Annotated in this window: 18 protein-coding genes; 10 read left to right on the top strand and 8 right to left on the bottom strand. The window is 54.6% G+C overall.

Features of this window, described 5'->3' with window-relative positions; genetic code table 11:
- The first annotated feature begins 108 nt into the window (after positions 1-108).
- Positions 109-1257: an L-threonine dehydrogenase gene (gene yiaY / locus HEP82_RS04750; RefSeq protein WP_192457109.1), complete on the top strand. Its 1149-nt coding sequence runs from the start codon at positions 109-111 to the stop codon at positions 1255-1257.
- A gap of 266 nt (positions 1258-1523) precedes the next feature.
- Here yiaY and HEP82_RS04745 read toward each other — a convergent pair whose 3' ends face one another.
- The 3 genes from HEP82_RS04745 to pptA all read right to left on the bottom strand — a co-directional run bounded on the left by HEP82_RS04745 (position 1524) and on the right by pptA (position 4168).
- Complete coding sequence (locus HEP82_RS04745; protein WP_192457027.1) at positions 1524-2555, bottom strand: methionine synthase; 1032 nt, start codon at positions 2553-2555, stop codon at positions 1524-1526.
- Between the two features lie 27 nt (positions 2556-2582).
- Positions 2583-3560, bottom strand: a complete 978-nt coding sequence (locus HEP82_RS04740; protein ID WP_192457026.1) for a DUF1852 domain-containing protein — start codon at positions 3558-3560, stop codon at positions 2583-2585.
- A 377-nt stretch (positions 3561-3937) separates the two neighbouring features.
- The gene (gene pptA / locus HEP82_RS04735) at positions 3938-4168 is read right to left on the bottom strand and encodes a tautomerase PptA (protein WP_192457025.1); all 231 of its coding nucleotides are present in this window, start codon (positions 4166-4168) and stop codon (positions 3938-3940) included.
- 202 nt (positions 4169-4370) lie between these two features.
- On the opposite strand from pptA, the gene HEP82_RS04730 reads away from it, so the two are divergent.
- A complete protein-coding gene (locus tag HEP82_RS04730; protein ID WP_192457024.1) occupies positions 4371-5135 on the top strand; it encodes a sulfite exporter TauE/SafE family protein in 765 nt (254 codons plus the stop codon).
- A 121-nt stretch (positions 5136-5256) separates the two neighbouring features.
- Here HEP82_RS04730 and HEP82_RS04725 read toward each other — a convergent pair whose 3' ends face one another.
- Together HEP82_RS04725 and pdxR are read right to left on the bottom strand one after the other, a co-directional pair.
- Positions 5257-6351, bottom strand: a complete 1095-nt coding sequence (locus HEP82_RS04725) for an ABC transporter ATP-binding protein (RefSeq protein ID WP_192457023.1) — start codon at positions 6349-6351, stop codon at positions 5257-5259.
- Positions 6352-6745: 394 nt separating this feature from the next.
- Positions 6746-8251, bottom strand: coding sequence for a MocR-like pyridoxine biosynthesis transcription factor PdxR (gene pdxR / locus HEP82_RS04720; RefSeq protein ID WP_192457022.1), 1506 nt, complete (start codon positions 8249-8251; stop codon positions 6746-6748).
- A 126-nt stretch (positions 8252-8377) separates the two neighbouring features.
- Between pdxR and HEP82_RS04715 the strand changes: the two genes are divergently transcribed.
- The 5 genes from HEP82_RS04715 (at position 8378) to HEP82_RS04695 (ending at position 14698) form a co-directional block, all read left to right on the top strand.
- Entirely contained in the window at positions 8378-9643 is a 1266-nt protein-coding gene (locus HEP82_RS04715) for a 4-aminobutyrate--2-oxoglutarate transaminase (RefSeq protein ID WP_192457021.1), read from the top strand.
- Between the two features lie 14 nt (positions 9644-9657).
- Positions 9658-11118: an NAD-dependent succinate-semialdehyde dehydrogenase gene (locus HEP82_RS04710; protein ID WP_192457020.1), complete on the top strand. Its 1461-nt coding sequence runs from the start codon at positions 9658-9660 to the stop codon at positions 11116-11118.
- A gap of 398 nt (positions 11119-11516) precedes the next feature.
- Complete coding sequence (locus tag HEP82_RS04705; RefSeq protein WP_192457019.1) at positions 11517-12548, top strand: ABC transporter substrate-binding protein; 1032 nt, start codon at positions 11517-11519, stop codon at positions 12546-12548.
- A gap of 35 nt (positions 12549-12583) precedes the next feature.
- Positions 12584-13855 (top strand): ABC transporter permease, encoded by a 1272-nt coding sequence (locus tag HEP82_RS04700; RefSeq protein ID WP_192457018.1) that lies wholly within the window; start codon positions 12584-12586, stop codon positions 13853-13855.
- Positions 13856-13879: 24 nt separating this feature from the next.
- Positions 13880-14698, top strand: a complete 819-nt coding sequence (locus tag HEP82_RS04695; RefSeq protein WP_192457108.1) for an ABC transporter permease — start codon at positions 13880-13882, stop codon at positions 14696-14698.
- Between the two features lie 90 nt (positions 14699-14788).
- Here the strand turns inward: HEP82_RS04695 and HEP82_RS04690 are convergent, their stop codons facing one another.
- Positions 14789-16363 carry an EAL domain-containing protein gene (locus HEP82_RS04690; RefSeq protein WP_192457017.1) on the bottom strand — a complete coding sequence of 525 codons (1575 nt, stop codon included), beginning with the start codon at positions 16361-16363 and terminating at the stop codon, positions 14789-14791.
- 439 nt (positions 16364-16802) lie between these two features.
- Positions 16803-17582 (bottom strand): DeoR/GlpR family DNA-binding transcription regulator, encoded by a 780-nt coding sequence (locus tag HEP82_RS04685; protein ID WP_192457016.1) that lies wholly within the window; start codon positions 17580-17582, stop codon positions 16803-16805.
- 101 nt (positions 17583-17683) lie between these two features.
- On the opposite strand from HEP82_RS04685, the gene hisN reads away from it, so the two are divergent.
- From hisN to HEP82_RS04670, 3 genes are read left to right on the top strand one after another with little or no spacing between them, the layout of a single operon-like run.
- The gene (gene hisN / locus HEP82_RS04680) at positions 17684-18493 is read left to right on the top strand and encodes a histidinol-phosphatase (protein ID WP_192457107.1); all 810 of its coding nucleotides are present in this window, start codon (positions 17684-17686) and stop codon (positions 18491-18493) included.
- A 46-nt stretch (positions 18494-18539) separates the two neighbouring features.
- Positions 18540-19700: an MFS transporter gene (locus HEP82_RS04675; RefSeq protein ID WP_192457015.1), complete on the top strand. Its 1161-nt coding sequence runs from the start codon at positions 18540-18542 to the stop codon at positions 19698-19700.
- A 30-nt stretch (positions 19701-19730) separates the two neighbouring features.
- Complete coding sequence (locus HEP82_RS04670) at positions 19731-20540, top strand: HAD-IIB family hydrolase (protein WP_192457014.1); 810 nt, start codon at positions 19731-19733, stop codon at positions 20538-20540.
- A gap of 57 nt (positions 20541-20597) precedes the next feature.
- Here the strand turns inward: HEP82_RS04670 and HEP82_RS04665 are convergent, their stop codons facing one another.
- Positions 20598-22556, bottom strand: a complete 1959-nt coding sequence (locus tag HEP82_RS04665; protein WP_192457013.1) for a methyl-accepting chemotaxis protein — start codon at positions 22554-22556, stop codon at positions 20598-20600.
- Between the last annotated feature and the right edge of the window lie 38 nt (positions 22557-22594).

Raw genomic sequence — 22594 nt, 5'->3', positions numbered from 1 at the left:
GATAATGCTTCGTGGTTGCAAAAATTGTCTCACATCAAATTTCACGATAAATGCAAATGCTAGGATAACGTCAGGTTAAAGCTCTGTAACACAAATGGACGGTGAATGATGAGCAGTGCATTTTATATTCCGGCATTAAACCTGATGGGCGAAGGTGCATTAACAGAAGCAGCAAAACAGATTCAACAACAGGGGTTCAAACATGCCCTCATTGTGACTGACGGCGTGTTAAATAAGATTGGCGTCGCCGCGGCGGTACAAAATCTGTTGAAAGAATTCCAGGTGGACAGCGCCATTTATGATGGTGTGCAACCCAACCCTACGGTTGCCAATGTCGATGCCGGGTTGAAAATTCTCAGCGCAAATAACAGCGACTGTGTGATTTCGCTAGGCGGTGGTTCTTCGCACGATTGCGCCAAGGGGATTGCACTGCTGGCGACCAACGGCGGCAACATTGAAGATTACGAGGGGGTGGATGTTTCCGCTAAACCTCAGTTACCGCTGATCGGCATCAACACCACGGCGGGCACTGCATCGGAAATGACCCGTTTTTGCATCATTACGGATGAAGCCCGCCATGTGAAAATGGCGATCGTCGATAAAAACGTCACGCCGCTGATATCGGTGAACGACCCGGCGCTAATGGAAGGCATGCCGCCTTCGCTAACGGCGGCGACCGGGATGGACGCATTAACCCATGCGATTGAAGCTTACGTCTCCACGGCGGCGACGCCGATTACCGACGCTGTCGCCATCAAAGCCATCGAACTGATTCGTGATCATTTGCGTGATGCGGTCAGCAACGGCAAGAACAAAGTGGCGCGCGAACAGATGGCGTATGCCCAGTTTATGGCGGGCATGGCGTTCAACAACGCCTCGCTGGGGTATGTTCACGCGATGGCGCACCAGTTGGGCGGTTTCTACAATTTGCCGCACGGGGTATGCAACGCCGTACTGTTGCCGCATGTAGAACGTTATAACGCTCAGGTGGCCTCGGCTCGCCTGAAAGTGGTGGCACAGGCGTTGGGGGTGAATGTCAGTGCGATGAGCGACAGCGAAGGTGCGGAAGCAGCCATCGTCGCCATCAATCAGTTGGCGCGCGATGTCGGTATCCCGGCAGGACTGAAAGATCTGGGTGTTAAAGAAGAAGACTTCAACATTCTGGCAGACAACGCGCTGAAGGACGCCTGCGGCGTAACTAACCCCAAACAGGCCACGCACGCTGAGATTGTGTCCATCTTTGCCGCCGCATTCTGATGTGATTGAATGTGAGTATCGAAAAGCCCCCGGCCTGATGGTTGGGGGCTGAGCCTGTTGATAAACAGCTATGTTGCCTTGTGAATGGTAAATGTACGGTCAGTGAATAATTTCGTGCGGGATAAGCGGTGTCATTTCTTTGCCGCTGACGCGGTTCCTTCGGCGTTCGCCTTCGCTGTTCGGGCCGGCCGCCGGGGGCCGATTATATGGCGATTGATCAGATCGCCACACGGACTGAGTTTTTAATGATCGATAATGTTGCGGTGTTATTTAGTCGAAAGCTCTCGGCGGATGATGTCCGCGCCTGCGCTTAATGCATTGAGCTTGCCTGTGGCTACCCGACGGGATAAAGGCGCCATACCGCAGTTAGTCGAAGGGTAGAGCTTGTCGGCATCGACGAATTGAAGCGCTTTTCGTAGCGTATCGGCGACTTCCTCCGGTGTTTCAATGGTATTGGTTGCCACGTCAATGGCTCCGACCATCACTTTTTTACCGCGAATCAGCTCAAGCAGATCCATCGGAACACGCGAGTTATGGCATTCCAGTGAGATGATATCGATAGCCGATGTTTGCAGTTTGGGAAACGCTTCTTCGTATTGCCGCCATTCTGACCCCAGCGTTTTTTTCCAATCGGTATTGGCCTTGATGCCATAGCCATAGCAAATATGCACTGCCGTTTCACATTTCAGCCCTGCAATGGCTTTTTCTAACGTGGCGATCCCCCAGTCATTCACCTCATCAAAGAAAACATTAAATGCCGGCTCATCAAACTGAATAATATCCACACCCGCAGCCTCTAATTCTTTCGCTTCCTGATTGAGAATTTTGGCGAATTCCCAGGCGAGCTTTTCGCGGCTTTTATAGTGGTTATCATAGAGCGTATCAATCATCGTCATCGGCCCCGGTAAGGCCCATTTAATCGGTTGTTTGGTGAGTTGACGTAAGAATTTGGCATCCTCAACAAACACGGGTTTTTGACGCGCTACGGCACCGACCACTGTTGGTACGCTTGCGTCATAGCGATTGCGAATTTTAACCACTTCACGTTTCTCAAAATCCACACCGCTCAGGTGTTCAATAAACGTGGTGACAAAGTGTTGGCGTGTTTGTTCGCCATCGCTGACGATATCGATACCTGCACGCAGTTGATCAAACAGCGACAAGCTTAAGGCATCTTTTTTCCCCTCAATCAGCTCGTCGTTTGGTAATTTCCAGGGAGACCACAGCTTCTCAGGCTCAGCGAGCCAGGAGGGCTTGGGTAAACTGCCCGCAGTCGAGGTAGGTAGCAATGTTTTCATAGCAGATGACCTTATATTTTTGGTGAATCAGAGCGCGTAATGAGCAGACCATTGCTCAAGAATAGTTTTATACGGTTTGATGAAGTGCTCTTCAGTAAACTTCCCTTGCTTAATGGCTAACTGGCTGCGCTCTTCCCGATCGTAAACAATTTTTGTTAATGAATGATCTTGGTGATTCAGGTTGGGTTGATAATATTGCCCTGCTGCAGAGTTAGCATTGTAAATTTCAGGTCGGTAAATTTTTTGGAAAGTCTCCATCGTGCTGATGGTACTGATCAACTCAAGATCGGTGTAATCACTCAGTAAATCACCAGAAAAATAAAAAGCCAAAGGCGCGACACTATTTTGCGGCATAAAGTAGCGAACCTGTAGCCCCATTTTTTCGAAATATTTTTCAGTCAAAGACGAACCGTTTGGCTGGTATTCAAGGCCCAATACAGGATGCCGGTTTCCCGTTCGATGATAGGTGTCTTTACTGGAAACACTTAAACAAATCACGGGCGATTTGCTAAAGTTGTCTTTGTACTCTTGTGAGTTGATGAAATATTTAAATATATTTCCATGCAAATCGCCAAAATCATCGGGGATGCTAAAGTCGGGTTGGTTTTTATTATGTTCTAACAGCAAGACACTAAAATCATAATCTCGCACATAAGAAGAAAAATTATTCCCTACAATGCCGTCAATACGGGCATTGTATTTTTTATCAATGATGTTGGTTTTCAATATTTCAATTGCCGGGAAGGTGGCGTTATTATCGGAAATATGCATATCAACAGAAATGATTTCAAGTTCGACGGAGTAACGATCTCCGTTGGGATTATCCCAATACGCCAATGTATTGAAGCGATTGTCAATCATCACTAAGGTATTGCGTAAATTTTCCTGGCGGCTCGCGCCTCTGGCCAGATTCGCAAAGTTAGTCGTGATGCGTGTATTTTCGGAGGGGTTATAGTTCTCATCGAAGCAACTGCTTTTAATCGTAAATGTAACATTCTTAGTCATCGCGTTCTTTTTTCCTGATGCTTGAGATGAAAATCTAGCTAACGTGTTGATATTAAATAACTTTAATTCATTAGTTGATGATTTTCATGTTGCCGTTAAGTTAATTAAGCATATTTTATGCCAGAGCCGATGAGGGAGGGAAAGAGACTTAATTTCATTACAACATGAGCCATATTCATGGTCGGGTATACGGTCAGATTAGGGGGGGCAGACGTCGATCAACATCCTATTTTGTAGCAGGACAAGGCTCATCATAAGCCTTGTCCTAAAGGGCTGTCGCGTTGCCTTGTTCAACATCAACGTCTGGCCCTGAACCTGTTGCCCTGCAACGTGAAGTGAGACGGGTATATGACTGATAACGCATTCAGACGTCGGCGTTACATGGTATATCCCGGCTTTTTGGTGAGATTCTCCAGTTCCGGCCCGATTTCCACGTCGTAAACCTCTTCTTTCCAGCGCTCAGGCGCCACTTCCGTCAACGCGACCGAAAGCGCTCTATCTTCGGAATGCAGATATTTTTTGATAACATCGCAAATCTCGTTTGCCAGCGCCTGTTTAACGTCTTCAGACAGATTCCGTGGGTAATATTTGACAGCAACGTGTGGCATAGCATGCTCCGTGAGTGAGGTATTGCACCAGAAATACGGGTGTCAGCGGCAAGCCGCGAGGCGAAATATGTTGGCATATTCTGGTGGTATTGCCTACGACGGCTTGCTGCTACACGCTGCTTTCGGTTTAGCGTACCGTCCCGACGGATTGTCCGGTACCGATGTGACCGCTTCTTTTTTAATTGGATGGCGTTATTGATTTATGAATATGTTGTTTCTGAGTGATGTGCTGTTATGTGTGTCGTTGGGGATAGGGCTGGGTATTTGCGGCGGTATGTTGGGCATTGGCGGCGGGCTGATCGCCATTCCGGTGTTGGGCATGTTGTTCGGCATGAATCAGCATATCGCACAGGGAACCGCGCTGATTATGATCACACCAAATGTACTGATCGGGTTTCTGCGTTATCGGCAGCGCAACCGTATTGATACCCGCATGACATTGATATTGTGTGGTTTTGCGACGGTGTCCTCTTATTTGGCGGCGCATGTCGCCTCGCGGATACCCGTCGACAATCTGCAAAAAGCCTTTGCCATATTTCTGCTGGTGCTGGCGGCCTACTACATCGGACAGTGGTTTAAAACCCGGCATCACCATCGTGCGTCCACGGCGTTGTTGTCTCCCCGTTATCTTCCGGTGTTGGGGGTGGCAAGCGGTTTTATGTCCGGGATTTTCACCGTCGGCGGCGGGTTGGTGGTGGTGCCGGCGCTGGTGACGTTGTTTGGTTTTACCCAAACACAGGCGCAGGGAATTGCGCTGGCGCTGGTGGTGCCCGGCGCGTTAGCGGCGTTGGCCTCCTATGCGCAGGCCGGCAATGTGGATTGGGCGACCGGTATCCCATTGGCGCTGGGCGGTATTTTGAGTGTGTCATGGGGCGTGGCACTGGCGCACCGGCTGCCGGTATCCTTTCTGCGGCTGGCATTCTGCCTGGTGTTACTCGGGGTAGCACTGACGATGCTGTGGAAATAATCCAACCATAAACATCATTCGTATCGCTGAACGAGTGATCGCGTTGGCGGGTCGATTCCCGACAATACGCCGGGAGTCGATTCGCAACATGTGCGGCTGCGCCGCGGCAAGATAGGATGCGTCAGTGTTCTACCACCACGTCCAACGCACGCAGATGTTCCGGCATCCAGGAGAGTTGAATCTCCGATCCCTCGCGCCAGTTCGGGTCAACCTCGTTGGCGGGCAGTTTCACCATAAACTGAGGTTGTCCAGCCACTTCAGTCATCATCCGGACATGATCACCCAGATAGATAAACTGCTGAATACGGGCACTGACTTGTTGTGCGCCGGTGGGGAGCACCTGGACGTTCACTCGGACACGCTCCGGGCGGATACAACAGGCGATTTTTTTGCCGGGGGAGCTTGGCCGCACTTTCAATGCACGTAACGAGGTGCCGTTGTCCAGATTGACGTGGTAGTAGTCGCCGTCGCTGCCGGCCTGCGTTCCCACCAACGTGTTGTTTTCGCCAATAAATTGCGCCACAAAGGTATTTTGCGGGCGTTCATAGATGTCGTTCGGGCTGTCCATCTGCTGAATAATACCGTCGTTGAATACCGCCACACGGTTGGACATGGTCATGGCTTCGCTCTGATCGTGAGTGACATAGACCACCGTCAACTCCAATGCCCGATGCAGTTCCTTGATTTCCAACTGCATATGTTCACGCAGTTGCTTATCCAGCGCGCCCAGCGGTTCATCCATCAGCACCAGCCTGGGTTCGAACACCAGCGCCCGCGCCAGCGCCACGCGCTGTTGTTGGCCGCCGGACATCTGGGCCGGATAACGATCCGCCAGACTTTTCAGCTTCACCCGATCCAGTACGCGATCGACTTTCTCTTTAATATCGCTGCGGTTCATACGCCGAATCGAGAGCGGGAATGCCAGGTTCTCCGCCACCGTCATATGGGGGAATAGTGCGTAGTTCTGGAACACCATGCCGATGCCGCGTTGATGCGGCGGCAGGTTATGTAGCGGCGTATCGCGCAGCAGGATCTCGCCTTGCGTTGGGGTTTCAAACCCGGCCAACATCATCAGACTGGTGGTTTTACCGGAGCCGGACGGGCCCAGCATCGTCAGGAATTCGCCTTCCTGAATATCCAGATTCAGGTTTTTGACCACCAGACGATCGCCATCATAGGTTTTTTGGATGTTCTTGAAGCTGACGTAGGTTTTCATTCTTCCATTTCTCTCAGTGTCTCTGTCTCACTAAAGGAAATGCACAAATCATGCCTATAGGATGATATGTAAATAATATTTATGTTTTTGTGGGGCCTAAAGTCACAAATCGCCAACGGAACCATAACAAAATCTACTGTCTGCACGGATAAAGAGTCTCAGAGTAAAAAAGAAAATCGTGCAGAGTGGAGGGGCATGGTTAAGTATTGCTGCCCATAAAAAGTATTGTCATGCATCAAAATGGGGATGGATGTCTGGTGGTGAGGCACCATTATTGTGCATTGCCGTCCGAGGAGAAACGCGCCCACACCACGGTGTTTTGAGCTGGCCGGCGCGGGTAAAAATGGACGCCCGGCAGCGCCCATTCGTGATGTATTTTCCGGGATAAAGACCCTTAGCGCACAACAATAGGGTCATGACTCTGCGTGCGAAGTGTTTTTATACAATCGACAATAACATCAAAGGATTGCGCCATATCCAACTCGTCAACGCCGGCGTAGCCTAACAGCAACCCACGCTGCCCGGCGGGCAGCAGGTAGTAGCTGGATAGCGGTTTGACCAAGACCCCGCGCTGTATAATTCGGGCGCTCAACACCACATCGTCAAGATGGTGCGGCAGACGCAGGATCAGGTGCAGCCCGGCATTGCTGTTATGCCCCAGATAGGCCTCTCCCAGGTGCTGAACGATCAGGTCGCTCAGCAGCGCCCGGCGGCGGGCGTACAGCAGCCGCATACGACGGATATGGGCGGCATAGTGCCCTTCGCGGATAAACTGGCTGAGCGTCAGTTGTGTCAGTAAGTGACCGCCGCGGTACAGTTCGGCGTGAGCGATTTTCAGCTCTCGCGCCAGGTGGGGCGGCAGCACCATGTAACTGACGCGCAGACCGGGGTAGAGGGTTTTGCTGAAGGTGCCGATGTAAATCACCGGCGGTTCCGTTTGCAGCCCTTGCAACGCAGGGATGGGGCTGCCGGAGAAGCGAAACTCGCTGTCGTAGTCGTCTTCGATCACCCAACCGCCGTGTTCTTGTGCCAGCGCCAGCAAGCGCTGGCGTCGCGCCAGACTCATCACTGCGCCCAGCGGGTATTGATGCGACGGTGTGACGCAAATCAGTCGCGGCACCCGCTGCGGCGAAATGTCTTCCGGCGGCACCATGCCCTGTTCGTCCACCTCAATGGGCGCTACCCGTAATCCGTTGATGGTCAAGACGTTGCGCATGCCCCAGTAACAGGGGTCTTCGATCCAGGCCACATCGCCGGGGTTACATAGCATCTTGGCCAGCAGATCCATCGCCTGGTGGGTACCTTCGGTAATCAGGATCTGTTCCGGCGCACACGTCACCGAACGGGCCACCCGCAGATAGTCCACCAGCGCCTGTTGGAGTTCCGGACAACCGCCGATCGGTGAGTAGGAGAGCTGTTCCGGTTTGAGCCGCCGGGATATCCGGCTTTGCAATCGGCGCCATAGGTCGTGGGGAAAGCTGGCGATATCGGGAATGCCAGGCATGAACGCGCCCCACTGGCGGGATGATGCGCCGGCATAGCCCAACAGGTGCTGGCCGCGGTGGGAAATTTCCTGCACGGACGGGCGGACGCTGGGTTGGGTATCGTCTCGAAGGTCGGGCGGCAGGGTGTCCGGTAACTGTTCCGTGACGTAGCTGCCGCTGCCGGTACGGGTCTCGATATAGCCCTCCGCCAGCAGTTGTTCAAAGGCGGCGATCACCGTATTGCGCGACAGCGAGAGCTGTTGCGCCAGGTCGCGGGATGACGGCAGACGTCGTCCCGGCGCAATATCGCCCGTCAGAATCGCCAGCCGAATAGCGTCATACAACCGTTTGTTCAACGTGCCTGCCTGCTGCTGTTCCATGCCGGCAAGCAGCAAGTCTGTCAGTAATGAACGCAAAGTGGATCCCTCAAATAATAAAAACTGGCTCTGGATTATGGGGCCATACAAGAGATAAATAACAACACAGACGTAACATCGTCAACCGCCGTCAGGTCGGGTGTGTTTATCGAATCGGAGCAAAAAATGAAGAATAGCGAATTGAATCAACGCCGTTTGGCCGCCACGCCCCGTGGTGTGGGAGTGATGTGTGATTTCTTTGCTGCCAAAGCGGAGAATGCCACGCTGTGGGATGAGGAAGGGCGTGAATATATTGATTTTGCTGCCGGTATCGCGGTACTGAACACCGGGCACCGCCACCCGAAGCTGCTGGCCGCGGTACGCGAACAGTTAGAAAAATTTACCCATACCGCTTATCAGGTGGTGCCTTATGGCAGCTATATCGAACTGGCGGAACGCATTAACGCACTGGCGCCGATCGACGGCCCGGCGAAGACCACCTTCTTCACCACGGGTGCCGAAGCGGTTGAGAATGCAGTAAAAATTGCCCGCGCTCATACCAAACGTCCCGGCGTGATCGCCTTTGGCGCCGCCTTTCACGGCCGCACCCTGCTGACACTAACGCTGACCGGTAAAGTGGCTCCTTATTCCACCGGTTTTGGCCCGTTCCCCGGATCCATTTTCCATGCGCTGTATCCGAATGCGCTGCACGGCGTGAGCGTCGAACAGTCGCTGGATAGCATTGACCGTCTGTTCCACACCGACATCGCCGCCGATCAGGTCGCCGCGATTCTGCTGGAGCCGGTGCAGGGGGAAGGCGGGTTTAACGTGGCGCCGCCGGAGTTTATCAGCGGCCTGCGTAAACTGTGCGACAAACACGGCATGTTGCTGATCGCCGACGAAGTACAGACCGGGTTTGCCCGTACCGGCAAGCTGTTCGCGATGGAATATTACGAAGACAAAGCGGATCTGATCACCATGGCGAAAAGCCTGGGCGGCGGTTTCCCGATTTCCGGCGTCGTCGGCCGCGCCGACGTGATGGATGCACCGAACCCCGGAGGCCTGGGCGGCACCTATGCCGGCAACCCGTTGGCGGTGGCATCGGCACTGGCCGTGCTGGATGTGATCACCGAGGAAAAACTGTGTCAGCGGGCGCAACAACTGGGCGCTACACTGGTGGAAGCGCTGGAAAACGCGAAAGCGACCTGTCCGGCGATTGTCGACATTCGTGCCCGCGGTTCTATGGTGGCGGTCGAATTCAATGACCCGCAGACCGGCAAGCCCAGCGCGGACATCACCAAAAAATATCAGAAAGCCGCGCTGGAACAGGGGCTGCTGCTGCTGACCTGCGGAACACATGGCAACGTGATCCGTTTCCTGTATCCGCTGACCATTCCTGACGCCCAGTTCAGTCACGCGCTGACCATCCTATCCGGCGTTCTGGCGAAGTAAGTAAAAGGGTAGCTATGCAACTGAAACAAAAAACATTATTCCGCCAGCAGTGCCTGATTAACGGTGAATGGCTGGAGAGCGAGAGCGGGGAACACCTGAGCGTGAATAACCCCGCTACCGGCGCGGTGCTGGGCGCTATTCCGCTGATTACCGCGGCTCAGACGCAGCAGGCGATTGCGGCCGCGGAACAGGCGCTGGCCGCATGGCGCCAGCGCACCGGCAAGGAACGAGCGGCGCTGCTACAGGCTTGGGCGCGTTTGATCCGCGACAATCAGGATGACCTGGCGGCCATCCTGACCGCCGAGCAAGGTAAACCGCTGGCGGAAGCCAGTGGCGAGATCGCCTATGCCACCTCGTTCATCGACTGGTTTGCCGAAGAGGCTAAGCGGGTGGAAGGCAGTGTGCTGCAGTCGCCGCAGGCCCACCAGCGCTTGTTGGTGATCAAACAGAGCATCGGCGTGTGCGCAGCGATTACACCGTGGAACTTCCCGGCGGCGATGATCACCCGCAAAGCCGCGCCGGCGTTGGCGGCGGGCTGCACCATGATCGTTAAACCAGCGGAGCAAACGCCGTTCACTGCGCTGGCGTTGGCGGAGCTGGCTCAGCAGGCCGGTATCCCGGCCGGCGTGCTGCAGGTCGTCACCGGCGATGCGCCGTCGGTGGGCAAAGTGCTGTGCGACAGCCCGGTAGTCCGCAAACTGAGCTTTACCGGATCAACGGAAGTCGGCCGCATCCTGATGGCGCAGAGCGCGCCGACGGTGAAAAAACTGTCGCTGGAGTTGGGGGGTAATGCGCCGTTTATCGTGTTTGACGATGCCGATCTGGCGCAGGCGATCAAGGGCATCATGGCCTCGAAATTCCGCAACAGCGGGCAGACGTGCGTGTGCGCCAACCGCATCTACGTGCAGCGCGGCATCTACCCGGCGTTGGTCGAGCAGCTGGTGGCGGAAGTCGAAAAACTTAAGGTGGGCGACGGTACTGAACCCGGCGTTACCCAGGGGCCGCTGATTGATGGCGACGCCATCGGCAAGGTTCAGCAGCACATCGACGATGCGCTGAGTAAAGGCGCCACGTTGTTGACCGGCGGCAAGTTGCATGCGCTAGGCGGCACGTTTTTCACCCCGACGGTGATTGGCGATGTGACCCGCGAAATGCGTTTTGCCCGTGAAGAAACGTTCGGCCCGGTTGCGCCGTTGTTTCCGTTCGACGACGAAGCCGAGGTGGTGGCGATGGCCAACGATACCGAATTCGGTCTGGCCGCGTATGTTTACACCCGCGATGCCGCCCGTCAGTGGCGGGTGCCGGAAGCACTGGAGTACGGCATGGTGGGCATTAACACCGGCCTCATCTCTAACGAAGTCGCCCCGTTCGGCGGGGTGAAACAATCAGGACTTGGACGCGAAGGATCGCGTTTCGGTATCGAGGAATACCTGGAGATGAAATATCTCTGCGTTGACCTCTCGCCCTCCGCCTGAGGAACCAGGCTGAACAGGGACGTTCATCTCGCCTATCGCCGGTTTTCATTTTCAGTCCGACTATTTTTACGTGCGCCCAGGGCGCGCGTGAAAATTTGCGCACGCGATTTTGGTGGACGCAGGGGGGCTGCGGTGCGGCGTTCGGGCTGTCATGGTGCAATCGATTTTTTACATTGCACCATGACGAGGCGAAATGCGTGGTCGATTTATTGATGAAAGAACAGGGCAAATTGAACAGTTTACGGAATACCTCATTTGCCGGTCTTCCAGGTCAATTTCCGCTGACTCATCAGAAAGTGGCACGAAAACTGCTTTATATAATGATGCGTATGCATCAGGAAAATTTAAGCGTTTTGCCGTTTCGGCATTGCGTTGACTAACTCTCCAGGAGCCAGACTATGTTGAAGAAATTTGCCTTATCCGCATTGCTCGTCGCCATGGCGTCACAGAGCTGGGCTGAAAACCTGACCGTGATTTCGTTTGGCGGCACCAACAAGGACGCGCAGGATAAAGCGTTTTATAAACCGTTCCAGGCCGCCGGCAAAGGGACGATCGAGGCCGGCGAATACAACGGCGAAATGGCTCGGATCCGCGCCATGGTGGAAACCGGCCAGATCGGCTGGGATGTGGTGGAAGTGGAAGGCCCGGAGTTGATGCGCGGCTGCAACGAAGGGCTGTTCGAACCGCTGGACTGGAAAAAACTGGGTAATGAATCCGAATTCGTTAACGGGGCGGTATCCGAGTGCGGCGCCGGGATTTTCGTGTGGTCTACCGTGCTGACTTACAACGCCAACAAACTGCAGAAAGCGCCGACCAGTTGGGCTGATTTCTGGGATGTGAAAGATTTCCCCGGTAAGCGCGCGCTGCGCAAAAGCGCCAAATTTACGCTGGAGATCGCACTGCTGGCGGACGGCGTGAAACGTGAAGACGTCTACAAAGTGCTGGCGACGAAAGAGGGCGTTGATCGCGCATTCAAGAAACTCGACCAGATCAAACCCAATATCCAGTGGTGGGAATCCGGCGCGCAGCCGTTGCAGTGGCTGGTGTCCGGCGACGTGGTAATGACGTCCGCCTATAACGGCCGCGTGGCAGTGGCGCAGAAAGAGAAACCGGGCATCAATATTGTCTGGAGCGGTGCGCTCTATGACCTCGATAGTTGGGCGATCGTTAAAGGTTCCAAACACAAAGCGCTGGCTGAGCAGTTCATTGCCTTCGCCAACAAACCGGAAAACCAGAAGGTCTTCGCGGAAAACATCGCTTACGGCCCGACCAACAACAAAACTACCGCTCTGTTAGCGCCGGCTGTCAGCGCCAACCTGCCGACCGCACCGGATAACCTGTCCCAGTCCGTACAGGTGGATACCGAATTCTGGATCGATCATGGCGAAGAGCTGGAGCAGCGCTTCAACGCTTGGGCGGCCCAGCACTAAGTTCGGTTTAGCCTGCAATAATAAGGAGATAGCTTATGTCCCAGAACGATATGTTGGCGGTGGAAACGTCCCCCGACAATCCACCGCCCCGTACCACCCTGAAGCAGCAACTGCGTCAGGCGCAGGCCCGTTATCAGAAGCGTTCGTTGTTGCTGATAGCGCCGCTGTTCCTGTTTATTTTGGTCAGTTTTCTGTTTCCGATCCTATCGATTCTGGGCAAAAGCGTTTCCAACCCCGATTTGCGCGTGAACATGCCGTTGACTATTGAGGCGATGCGGCAATGGCCCGGCAAAGACGTACCTGATGAGTCGGTATTCAAAGCACTGGTGACGGATCTACGTACCGCGCGAAATACCGGGCAGGTTGCCACCATCACCAAACGGCTGGGATATGAAGACGGGCAGTACCGCACGCTGATTACCCGGACGCTGCGTAAACTGCCTTCGGATGACAGCCCGGATCTCCGCGGGCAGTTGATCGCTGAACAGCCGCTGTGGGGGGAATTAGCCACCTGGAAGACCCTCGATCGCGCGTCGCGGCCGTTCACCAACTACTATCTGCTGGCGGTATTCGACCATAAAGTGGATCCGCAAAGCGGTGAGGTGGTGATGCAACCTGCCGATCAAGCGCTGTATATCGATGTGCTGCTGCGCACCTTGGTGATGGCGGGCATGGTGACGCTGCTGTGTGTCGCGTTGGGGTATCCGCTTTCCTATTGGCTGGCGAAGCAGCCCAATAATCGCGCCAATATGTTGATGATTCTGGTGTTGTTACCGTTCTGGACGTCGTTGATTGTGCGGACCGCCAGTTGGATCGTACTGCTGCAGTCTGGCGGCCTGATCAACCGCTCGTTGATCAATCTGGGCATTATCGACCAGCCGTTGGAACTGGTGTTTAACCGCTTGGGGGTCTACATCTCTATGACCCACATTCTGCTGCCGTTTTTTGTGCTGCCGCTGTACGCGGTGATGAAGGGCATTTCGCCCAACTATGTGCGGGCGGCGATTTCGCTGGGGGCGCACCCGTTTGTGGCCTTCTGGCGGGTGTATGTACCGCAGACTTACGCAGGCGTGACCGCTGGCGCGCTGCTGGTGTTCATGATGGCGATTGGCTACTACATTACGCCGGCGCTGCTGGGCGGGCCGGGCGATCAGATGATCAGCTATTTCGTGGCGTTCTTCACCAACACCACCATGAACTGGGGGATGGCGGCGGCGCTGGGGACGCAACTGCTGGTGATCGTGGTGTTGCTGTACGTGGTCTATATCCGTGTTACCCGTACCGGGGCCGAAGCGGCCGCGCGTTAACAGAAGGAGAAACTGATGAAGGAAATGAGACAACAGGGTTCGCAGATTCTCCGGTTGTGGAATGCGTTTTTTAATTTTTACGGCGCGGCGATGTTGCTGTTTCTGGTGGTGCCGGTGTTGGTGATTGTGCCGTTGTCCTTCAATGCCGGCTCGTTCCTCAGCTACCCGCTGGCGGGGTTTTCCCTGCGCTGGTATCGCGAGTTTTTCCACTCCAGCGAATGGCTGAGCGCGTTGGGCAACAGCTTGCTGATCGCGCCGTTGGCGACGTTGTTGGCGACGGGGCTGGGCGTGCTGGCCTCGGTGGGGCTGGTGCGCGGCGAATTTCGCGGTAAATCGCTGGTGATGGCGGTGCTGATCTCGCCGATGATTGCGCCGGTGGTGATCGTCGCGGTGGGGATGTTCTTTTTCTTTGCCAAACTGTCGCTGCTGAACAGCTATTTCGGTTTGGTGCTGGCGCATGCGGTACTCGGGGTGCCGTTCGTGGTGATCACTGTGACCGCCGTCTTGAAGAATTACGATCAGAACCTGAACCGGGCAGCTGCCAGCCTTGGCGCGCCGCCGTTGCTGACATTTCGTAAAGTGACGCTGCCGCTGATCGCCCCCGGTGTGTTTTCCGGCGCGCTGTTCGCGTTCGCTACTTCGTTTGATGAAGTGATCGTCACGCTGTTTCTGGCCAGCCCGCGTCAGCGCACGTTGCCGCTGCAAATGTTCGCCGGGATCCGCGAGAACCTGGATCCGACCATCGCCGCCGCGGCGTCTATGATGGTGGCCGCCGCGCTGGCGTTGTTGATTGTGATGGAGGTCTTGCGCCGTCGCGCGGAGAAATTGCGCAGCGGTCGTTGACCCTTCGCGTCAGTACCTTGTCGTGGTATAGCCCTTGCCGGTGTTCCCGATGCCGGCGAGGGCTATTTTTATTGTGAAGGTGGATGTGCGCTAGATGTGATCACCGATGAACGGTATTTCGTGGTGACGGGGGGGGTTATTCTCGGCGATGATGGTCATCAGCTGTTCGCTGCGCATGGCTTTATAGAATAACCAACCTTGACCGTAGGCATTTTGAGTATTCTTCAGGATAAAATCGGACTGATACTGTTCTTCAATACCCTCGAAAACAATGCGTTTATGATGGCTCTCTACCATTCGGATAATGGAATAGATGATATCCATCCATAATTTGTCATTGTTTAAATGATGCAGGAACATTTTATCGATTTTGACCGTATCAAACTCTAAAGCGACCAGGGATGACAAGTTGCTGGAGCCGGTGCCGAAATCATCCAGACTGATGCTGTGGCCCATACTCATCAATTTTTTTATTTGCGAGGATAATAGTTCAGCATCCAGATTGATGTGCTCCGTAATTTCAAAAGCGATCTGATGCGCATGGATACGGTACGTTTTTATGTTCTCCTGAATTTGGGTGAAAAAGGTTTTCGAGCAGAGGTCGCCGCTACTCAGGTTGAAACTGATAAAAAAATCCTGGTTGTGGGTGAGGATGCTTTGGCACTCTTCAAGCGATTTATCAATAACAAGTTTGGTGATCTCATGAGTGATCCCCAACTTCTCGGCAAGTTGAATGAAGAGCTCCGCTGATACTTGCCCATGCATGTCATCTTTCCAGCGCACTAACGCCTCTGCGCCTACAATAGCGCGGCTTTTGAGCTCCACAATCGGTTGGTATTCGACATACAGCGCTTTGTTTTTGATTGCGCGTTTTAGTCGGTTGGAAATTGTATTACGCCATCCGGAAATAAAATAGGCTAACAAAGCAATCATCAGGCCGAAGATAAAACCGAGAGCGGCGATAAATATAATGACCGTAGCGGAGAGATTCGATATTCCGGCACCATAATGCGTGATGCGTATGCAGAGATTTTTCTCGCTGTCGCAGCGTACATAATTGATAGTTTGAAATGGCAGAATAGGAGGGGGGGCGTTGAATGAATTATGGTATAACACTTGCGTTTCATCGAGCGTAGTAACCTTAACATCACTTTGTTCTAACACATTATCCAATATATTCATGGGGATCTGAGTGGGAATGATCGCGACATTATTTTTGAGTAATATATTGACTTTATGATTTTCAATAAGGGGGAAATTATAATCTGTGATTTTTTTTAGCCCATCTTTGTAATAAACGGTCGTGTTGGGGATGTTTATCGGGGTGGGCAATATTCCCCAGGCGCCAGAACAAATAATCGCATTATCCTGAATGATGCCGATATCGTTAATATAACTCGTGTCCCAGATGATGGTTCTTAATTTATTAATGCTGTCCGGCTGGCAGTTATTAATATTATCATTCACTACGTTAGTGGCTACGGTTTGTATTTCCCCTGCTATGTCGGTAGAGAATTTTATTATTCGGTTCGCCTGTGTTTCTGTATTCGCTCGCGATAATAGAAACATTGTCAGTTGGACAATGGAAAGCAACACCACCGCCCCGATGAAACCCAGCAGTAACATACCAGAGAGTTTAGGAATGCGTTTTTGAATAGAATTCATACACTTCCCTTAATTTATGCCATCAAATGGGAACGTTACGCGATGTCATGGTTGATACCCGGCATACTTCAGGCTGCAGGTGCAGTGGCGTATCCCTGGGGCTCACCTCTTTGGGGGCACCGCTCGAATAACTTAGGACATATCCACAATTTTATTGTGTTAGTGACTATAAGTGATCCCCTCAAAAACACCAGGAATTGCCCATGTTCATCAGGATTATTTATCGATACCCCGGCGTTGAGCGTGTGGACTTGGTCACTGTGGCCTGAATTCCTGTTGAACCATCCCCCATTTCTTCCCGGTAAATTTCAGTACGGATTGGGGACGGCGGGCAGGCTGAGCGTGCTGAACCTGATGAATTTGGGCCGAGCCAGACGGTGGATAACCACGGGCTGTAGGAAACACCAACGCTCAGCGCGCAGAAGAGGAAAGACGGTTTTTATTGTTTGTCAGTGAACTGGATATTAAGGGCTTTGCCGACGAATCCCGCCAGTTTATCCAGCGACAAATCCTGTTCTACCACCAGCGTGGTGATATCGCTGCAGTCGGCAACGCGATAGCGGGCGATAGCGGGAATTTTTTCCGAGGTGATGGCAATGATCACTTCATTGCTTTGGCGCACGACTGCCTGCTTGAGCTCTGCATCCTGAAAGTTAAATACCGTGACGCCAGCTTCGGCATCCAATGCGCAGGCGCCCAGCACACATTGATCGAAATAGATTGCTGCAAGCTGTCGCTGCGCAGTGGCCCCCAGTGAACCACCGCTCAATGTATCGAGACGGCCTCCCAGCATAATCACTTCGATGCGGGGATGATTGATCAACGCCAGCGCAATGGCTGGCGAACCGGTCACTACCGTCAGCGCGATGTCTGGCGCCAGCGCTTTGGCCACCTCCAGGTTGGTGGAACCTGAATCGATAAAGATACAGCCGCCGCTGCGGATGAGCGCGGCGGCGGTCTTTCCCAACTGGGTTTTGCCAGCGCTGTTGTCGTTAACCCGGAGAGTGAAATTGCCCGAGGACGGCGAAATGCTGACCGCGCCGCCGTACACGCGCTTGCACACGCCTTCCCGCGCCAGCTCTTGCAGATCGCGCCGGATGGTGTGTTCGGAGACTTGTAACGTTTGCGACAACATGGCACAGACGACCCGACCTTCCTTCTGCAGTAGCTCCCGGATTAGGGATTGTCGTTGTTCCGGGAAAGATGCATAATCGAGCATAATCAATCCTTACATTTCGTGACTAATCGAGCAAAACGAGCATATTCAAGCGTTGCTCGCTGAGTTTGTCAATATCACTGCAACCTAAAGGTGGAATAATGATGCGACAGTCACTGCCAGAAATCGCTTTTTTCCATGAATTAGCCGATGCCGCCAGCCGGGAAACGTTGCCGCGCTTCCGGTCACAGCAGAATTTGCATATCGGCAGTAAACCGAAAGAGGGGTTTCGGTTTGATCCGGTGACGGATGCGGATCGGGAAGCGGAACGGGTGATTCGCGCGTTGATTGCCGCGCGTTATCCTGAACACGCCATTCTGGGGGAGGAGTTCGGCGCCACCGGCAGCGGCGATCTCCAGTGGATACTGGATCCGGTGGACGGCACCCGTCCATTCCTGTGTGGTCTGCCGGTATGGGGCACGTTGATCGGCTTGTTGGATAGCGGCCGGGCAGTGATGGGCATGATGAGCCAGCCGTTTACCGGCGAGCGTTTCTGGGCTGATGGCGAGAAGGCATGGTATAGCGGGCCGCAGGGGGAAATACGTCAACTGGAGACTCGTCAGCATGTCTCGCTCGATCAAGCCATCGTGCATACCACCTCACCGGAGCCGATCAGCCGTTATCCGCATGTGCATTTCCACTCGTTGACCGAACGCGCCTTGATGACGCGCTATGGTGGCGAGTGCTATGCCATGGCGATGCTGGCTGCCGGGCAGATCGACATTTGTCTGGAATATGCCTTGCAGCCTTATGATATTGCGGCGTTTATTCCCATTGTCGAGCAGGCAGGCGGCAGAGTGACCACGTTAGCGGGGGAACCGGCTGAGGCCGGCGGGACAGTGCTGGCCTGCGGTTGCCCACAGTTGCACGATGAAGTGCTCCGGGTGCTCAACGGTGGGTACGCCGTCGGCTGAACAGCGCACTTGTTGAATAAATAATAGTCAGGATGGATGAGGGCAGATGAGCGGGTTGATCAATGCAATGCGGCAGGATGAAGTCTTGCTCGCCCGGCGTGAACAGTCGGCGACGCGGGCGATGTTTTTTCTGGCCGGGTTTGCCACGGCGGCGTGGGGGGCGCTGGTGCCTTTCGCCAAGCTCAATACTGGTGTTAACGACGGTGTACTGGGCGTGCTGTTGTTGTGCCTCGGCGGCGGCGCGCTGGCGGCGATGCCGACCAGCGGCCTGCTGACCACCCGCTTCGGCTGCCGACGGGTATTGGTCGTCGCGGTGCTGGCGTTTTGTCTGGTACTGCCGTTGCTGGCGGTGATTTCCCACGTCGGGGTATTGGCCGTTGCGCTGCTGTTCTTTGGCGTCGGCGTCGGTATCACCGACTGTACGATGAACATCCAGGCGATTCTGGTGGAGAAAGCGGCGGGGCGGCCGATGATGTCCGGCTTCCACGGGTTTTACAGCGTCGGCGGCATCGCGGGCGCGGCGGCCATGAGCGGCATGATGTCGGGCGGCATGTCGGCATTAGCCGCCAGTGCAGCCGTCGCGTTGTTTGTGCTGGCACTGTTGGTGAAGCAGTACCGTGGCTTGTTGACCTACGCCAATCCGCCGGAAGGCCCGGCATTCGCCATCCCGCGCGGCGCAGTGCTGTTGCTTGGCGGCATCTGCTTCGCCCTGTTTCTGGCGGAGGGGTCGGTACTGGACTGGAGCGCGGTCTTCCTCATCGAATACCGTGGTATGCCTGATTCATTGGGGGCGCTGGGTTTCGCCTGCTTCGCCGCCGCCATGACGCTGGGGCGGCTGACCGGCGATCGCGTCGTCAGCCGTCTGGGGCCGCACCGGGTGGTTACTGTAGGCGGCGTGCTGGCGGCGTTTGGTTTATTGATCACGGTGATACTCCCTGCTTGGCCGTTGACGCTGCTGGGTTACGCGCTAGTCGGCATGGGGTGCGCCAACATTGTACCGGTGATGTTTACCGCCATCGGCCGTCAGACCAGCATGCCGCAGGCCGCCGCAGTACCGGCCGTGACTACGCTGGGGTATGTGGGGGTGTTGGCGGGCCCCGCCGGCGTGGGATTTATCGCGCATCACAGCGGTTTACCCGCTGCATTTCTGGTCGTTAGCGCGCTCTTGGCGACGGTAGCACTGGTGTCTCGAGCCGTGACCATGTAACAGGTGTAAGCACACCTCATGGAGAGAGTGATGATTAAATTGATAATAACCGACCTTGATGGAACCTTTTTGAACAGCGCCGGTGATTTCAACCGCACGCTGTTTCCCTGCGTCGACGCGCTGATGCGCCGCAAGGGGGTGTCTTTCGCCCCCTGTACCGGCAAGCAGTGCGACCGGGTGGAGGAGCTGTTCGGCGCATCGGCTGACGATTTTTGGATCCTGGGCGACAGCGCCACCCGTATCAAACATCGGGGGCGGTATGCCTACCAGTCGCTGATCGACAATGCGCTTGGTCGGGAGATGATCGCGACGCTAGAGGCAGTAAATCGGGAGCCGGTGATCATCGCCTGTACCCCCAACGGCGCGGTGCTGAAAGATTCGCTGGCGCCGGCGATGATCGCAAAAGTTAAAAAATCTTACGCGACCGTCCGATTGGTGCCAGATTTTAGTGCGGTGCAGGATGATTTTGTCAAAATCTCCCTGTTTGATGAAAAAGGGCGCTGTCATCAAACCCGCACCCATCTCGCACCTTATGACGATCGCGCTTATATCGTGGTATCCGAAGCGGCCTGGATCGACATCGCCGACGCGGGGGTACACAAGGGCAGCACCGTCGCTCGGTTGCAGGATATATTGCAGGTGACGCCGCAAGAAACTGCGGTCTTTGGCGATGGTTTGAACGATATCGAGTTGATGGGCTGTGGGGACTACAGCTTCGCCATGCGCAATGCGTTTGAGGAAACCAAGGCCGCCGCCCGTTTTATCACGCGCTCTAATGACGACGACGCCGTGATGCATACCATTATCCAACTGCTGAACCTGCAACCGGACGCGGTGTAGCGAAGATCAGGCGTCGCCTTGGCGAATGCGTCGCCGGAAGGCGTCCGGCGGCGAGGATTAGAAGGATTCCCACCGATCGTCGTCGGCAACCGCCGGGGCCGGTTTTTTCAGCGCAGGGGCGATGCTTTTCGCGGTTTCCTGTGTGGATACAGATCGGTTGCTGGCCGGCGGGGTGGTGGTCGGCTGCGCATTGAGCCGGAAGACGGCTACGGCCTGCTCCAGCGCTGCCGCTTGTTCCTCCAGCGAGTTGGCTGCCACAGACGATTGTTCCACCAGCGCGGCGTTTTGCTGGGTGGTAGCGTCCATTTCCGTCACGGCCTGCGATATCTGGTTGATACCGCGGCTCTGCTCGTCGGAGGCGGAGGCAATTTCATTCATGATGTCATGAACCTGTGTCACTGAACGGATGATTGCGTCCATCGCCTTGCCTGCACGTTCGACCAACGCCGAGCCGGCATCAACACGACCGACCGATTCGCCAATCAGGGACTCAATCTCTTTGGCCGCCTGCGCGCTGCGTTGCGCCAGCGTCCGCACTTCACCGGCGACAACCGCAAACCCACGACCTTGTTCCCCGGCGCGGGCGGCTTCTACGGCGGCGTTCAGCGCCAGGATGTTGGTCTGGAATGCGATGCCGTTGATAACTGAGGTGATTTCGGAAATACGCCTGGAACTGCCGGCGATATCGTTCATGGTGGTGACTACTTGCGTGACGATATTGCCACCCTGGGTGGCATTGGCGGAGGCTTCCGCCGCCAACTGTGAGGCGTGGTGGGCGTTATCGGCGTTTTGTTTCACGGTGGAGGTGAGTTGCTCCATGCTGGCGGCGGTCTCGACAATGGCGGCGGACTGCTGTTCGGTACGGGACGACAGATCGGTATTTCCGGCGGCGATTTCGATGGAGGTAGCGGCGACGCTGGTTACGCCGACGCGGATGTCGCGAATCATGGCGTTCAGTTTCTGGCTCATCTCATCCATGGTGGCCATCAATCGTCCTAACTCATCATGATGTTGGGCGGTGATGGTGGCGGTGAGATCACCGCCGGCGATCCGTTGAGCAACAGCCAGGCTCTTACTCAGCGGGTGCGTGATTCGCCGGGTAATGTGCCACGACATCAATATTCCCAATAAAATGATGATGATGCTGGTCGCCAGCAATTCCTGCTGGGCATTGCGCGTGGTATGGGAAACCTGCTCCAGCTGCTGGCGATACAGTGCACCTGAGGCATCGTCCAGCGTCGCCGCCGAACTGACCAGAATACGCGCGGCGTCGTTTTCCGCGTTAAAAGCGGTCATATAATCCGTGACGTAGCGGTTGTAGGCGGCGAAAACCCCCCATGCCTGATTCAGCCAGGCCTGCTGTTCGGGTGAAAAATGCGTCAGCGCGGCGTTCACGATACCGGTCGCACGGTTGAGCGATTGGTACAGATCGCTTTCTACCTGAGCAGACGGAGTGATCAACAGAGCATAGGTCAAGTCGCGGATATCAATCAGTTGCTCGTGCACGGCGAGGTATTCCTGCCGTGTATCCGCCGCTAGATTGGCGGTGGCAAAGCGGTTTTTTAAGGTATTGATGGCCTCGGCGCTGCGGGCCGTGTTGAGCTGGTCGCTGGCGATATCACGTTGCCGGCTGGCTTTGAGCAAATCGTCGCGAGCGGCGGCATAGGTCTTATAGGCATCGTTAAGTTGGTTCAATAATGTGTGGGCGCTGTCGTCCCATGTCATGGCGCTGGCCTGTGCCAATTGTTCGGCGATTTTCTTCAGCAGTTCGCCATTTCTGGTCATGGAGTTGTAATCACGGGTGTATTGGAAATTCAAACGAACGCGGCGCAGTTCATCCAGAGTGTTATTAATATCGTTGCTAATAATGGATTTATTTTCGTAAGTATCAATGCTGATAAAGCTATTAATCCCTGTCAGCGTGATGAGCGCGGACATTATCAGTATTACGCCGAATCCACACGCAAGCTTGATGCCAACTTTTAAGTTGTTAAATGTTTGAATAATGGCACGCATAGGGTACTCCTGTTTGATTATTATTATTTATCAACAAA

This window comes from Musicola keenii (assembly GCF_014855505.1).
In the GTDB taxonomy this organism is placed as follows: domain Bacteria; phylum Pseudomonadota; class Gammaproteobacteria; order Enterobacterales; family Enterobacteriaceae; genus Musicola; species Musicola paradisiaca.
This window is presented reverse-complemented; position numbering and strand designations above follow the sequence as displayed.

Bases quoted from the DNA above. Each gene is read 5' to 3' on its own strand.
- HEP82_RS04710 (WP_192457020.1), top strand. From the start codon at position 9,658: ATGCAACTGAAACAAAAAACATTATTCCGCCAGCAGTGCCTGATTAAC.
- HEP82_RS04685 (WP_192457016.1), bottom strand. From the start codon at position 17,582: ATGCTCGATTATGCATCTTTCCCGGAACAACGACAATCCCTAATCCGG.
- HEP82_RS04705 (WP_192457019.1), top strand. From the start codon at position 11,517: ATGTTGAAGAAATTTGCCTTATCCGCATTGCTCGTCGCCATGGCGTCA.
- HEP82_RS04675 (WP_192457015.1), top strand. From the start codon at position 18,540: ATGAGCGGGTTGATCAATGCAATGCGGCAGGATGAAGTCTTGCTCGCC.
- HEP82_RS04695 (WP_192457108.1), top strand. From the start codon at position 13,880: ATGAGACAACAGGGTTCGCAGATTCTCCGGTTGTGGAATGCGTTTTTT.
- HEP82_RS04665 (WP_192457013.1), bottom strand. From the start codon at position 22,556: ATGCGTGCCATTATTCAAACATTTAACAACTTAAAAGTTGGCATCAAG.
- HEP82_RS04745 (WP_192457027.1), bottom strand. From the start codon at position 2,555: ATGAAAACATTGCTACCTACCTCGACTGCGGGCAGTTTACCCAAGCCC.
- pptA (WP_192457025.1), bottom strand. From the start codon at position 4,168: ATGCCACACGTTGCTGTCAAATATTACCCACGGAATCTGTCTGAAGAC.
- yiaY (WP_192457109.1), top strand. From the start codon at position 109: ATGAGCAGTGCATTTTATATTCCGGCATTAAACCTGATGGGCGAAGGT.
- HEP82_RS04715 (WP_192457021.1), top strand. From the start codon at position 8,378: ATGAAGAATAGCGAATTGAATCAACGCCGTTTGGCCGCCACGCCCCGT.
- HEP82_RS04740 (WP_192457026.1), bottom strand. From the start codon at position 3,560: ATGACTAAGAATGTTACATTTACGATTAAAAGCAGTTGCTTCGATGAG.
- HEP82_RS04690 (WP_192457017.1), bottom strand. From the start codon at position 16,363: ATGAATTCTATTCAAAAACGCATTCCTAAACTCTCTGGTATGTTACTG.
- hisN (WP_192457107.1), top strand. From the start codon at position 17,684: ATGCGACAGTCACTGCCAGAAATCGCTTTTTTCCATGAATTAGCCGAT.
- HEP82_RS04670 (WP_192457014.1), top strand. From the start codon at position 19,731: ATGATTAAATTGATAATAACCGACCTTGATGGAACCTTTTTGAACAGC.
- HEP82_RS04725 (WP_192457023.1), bottom strand. From the start codon at position 6,351: ATGAAAACCTACGTCAGCTTCAAGAACATCCAAAAAACCTATGATGGC.
- HEP82_RS04700 (WP_192457018.1), top strand. From the start codon at position 12,584: ATGTCCCAGAACGATATGTTGGCGGTGGAAACGTCCCCCGACAATCCA.
- HEP82_RS04730 (WP_192457024.1), top strand. From the start codon at position 4,371: ATGAATATGTTGTTTCTGAGTGATGTGCTGTTATGTGTGTCGTTGGGG.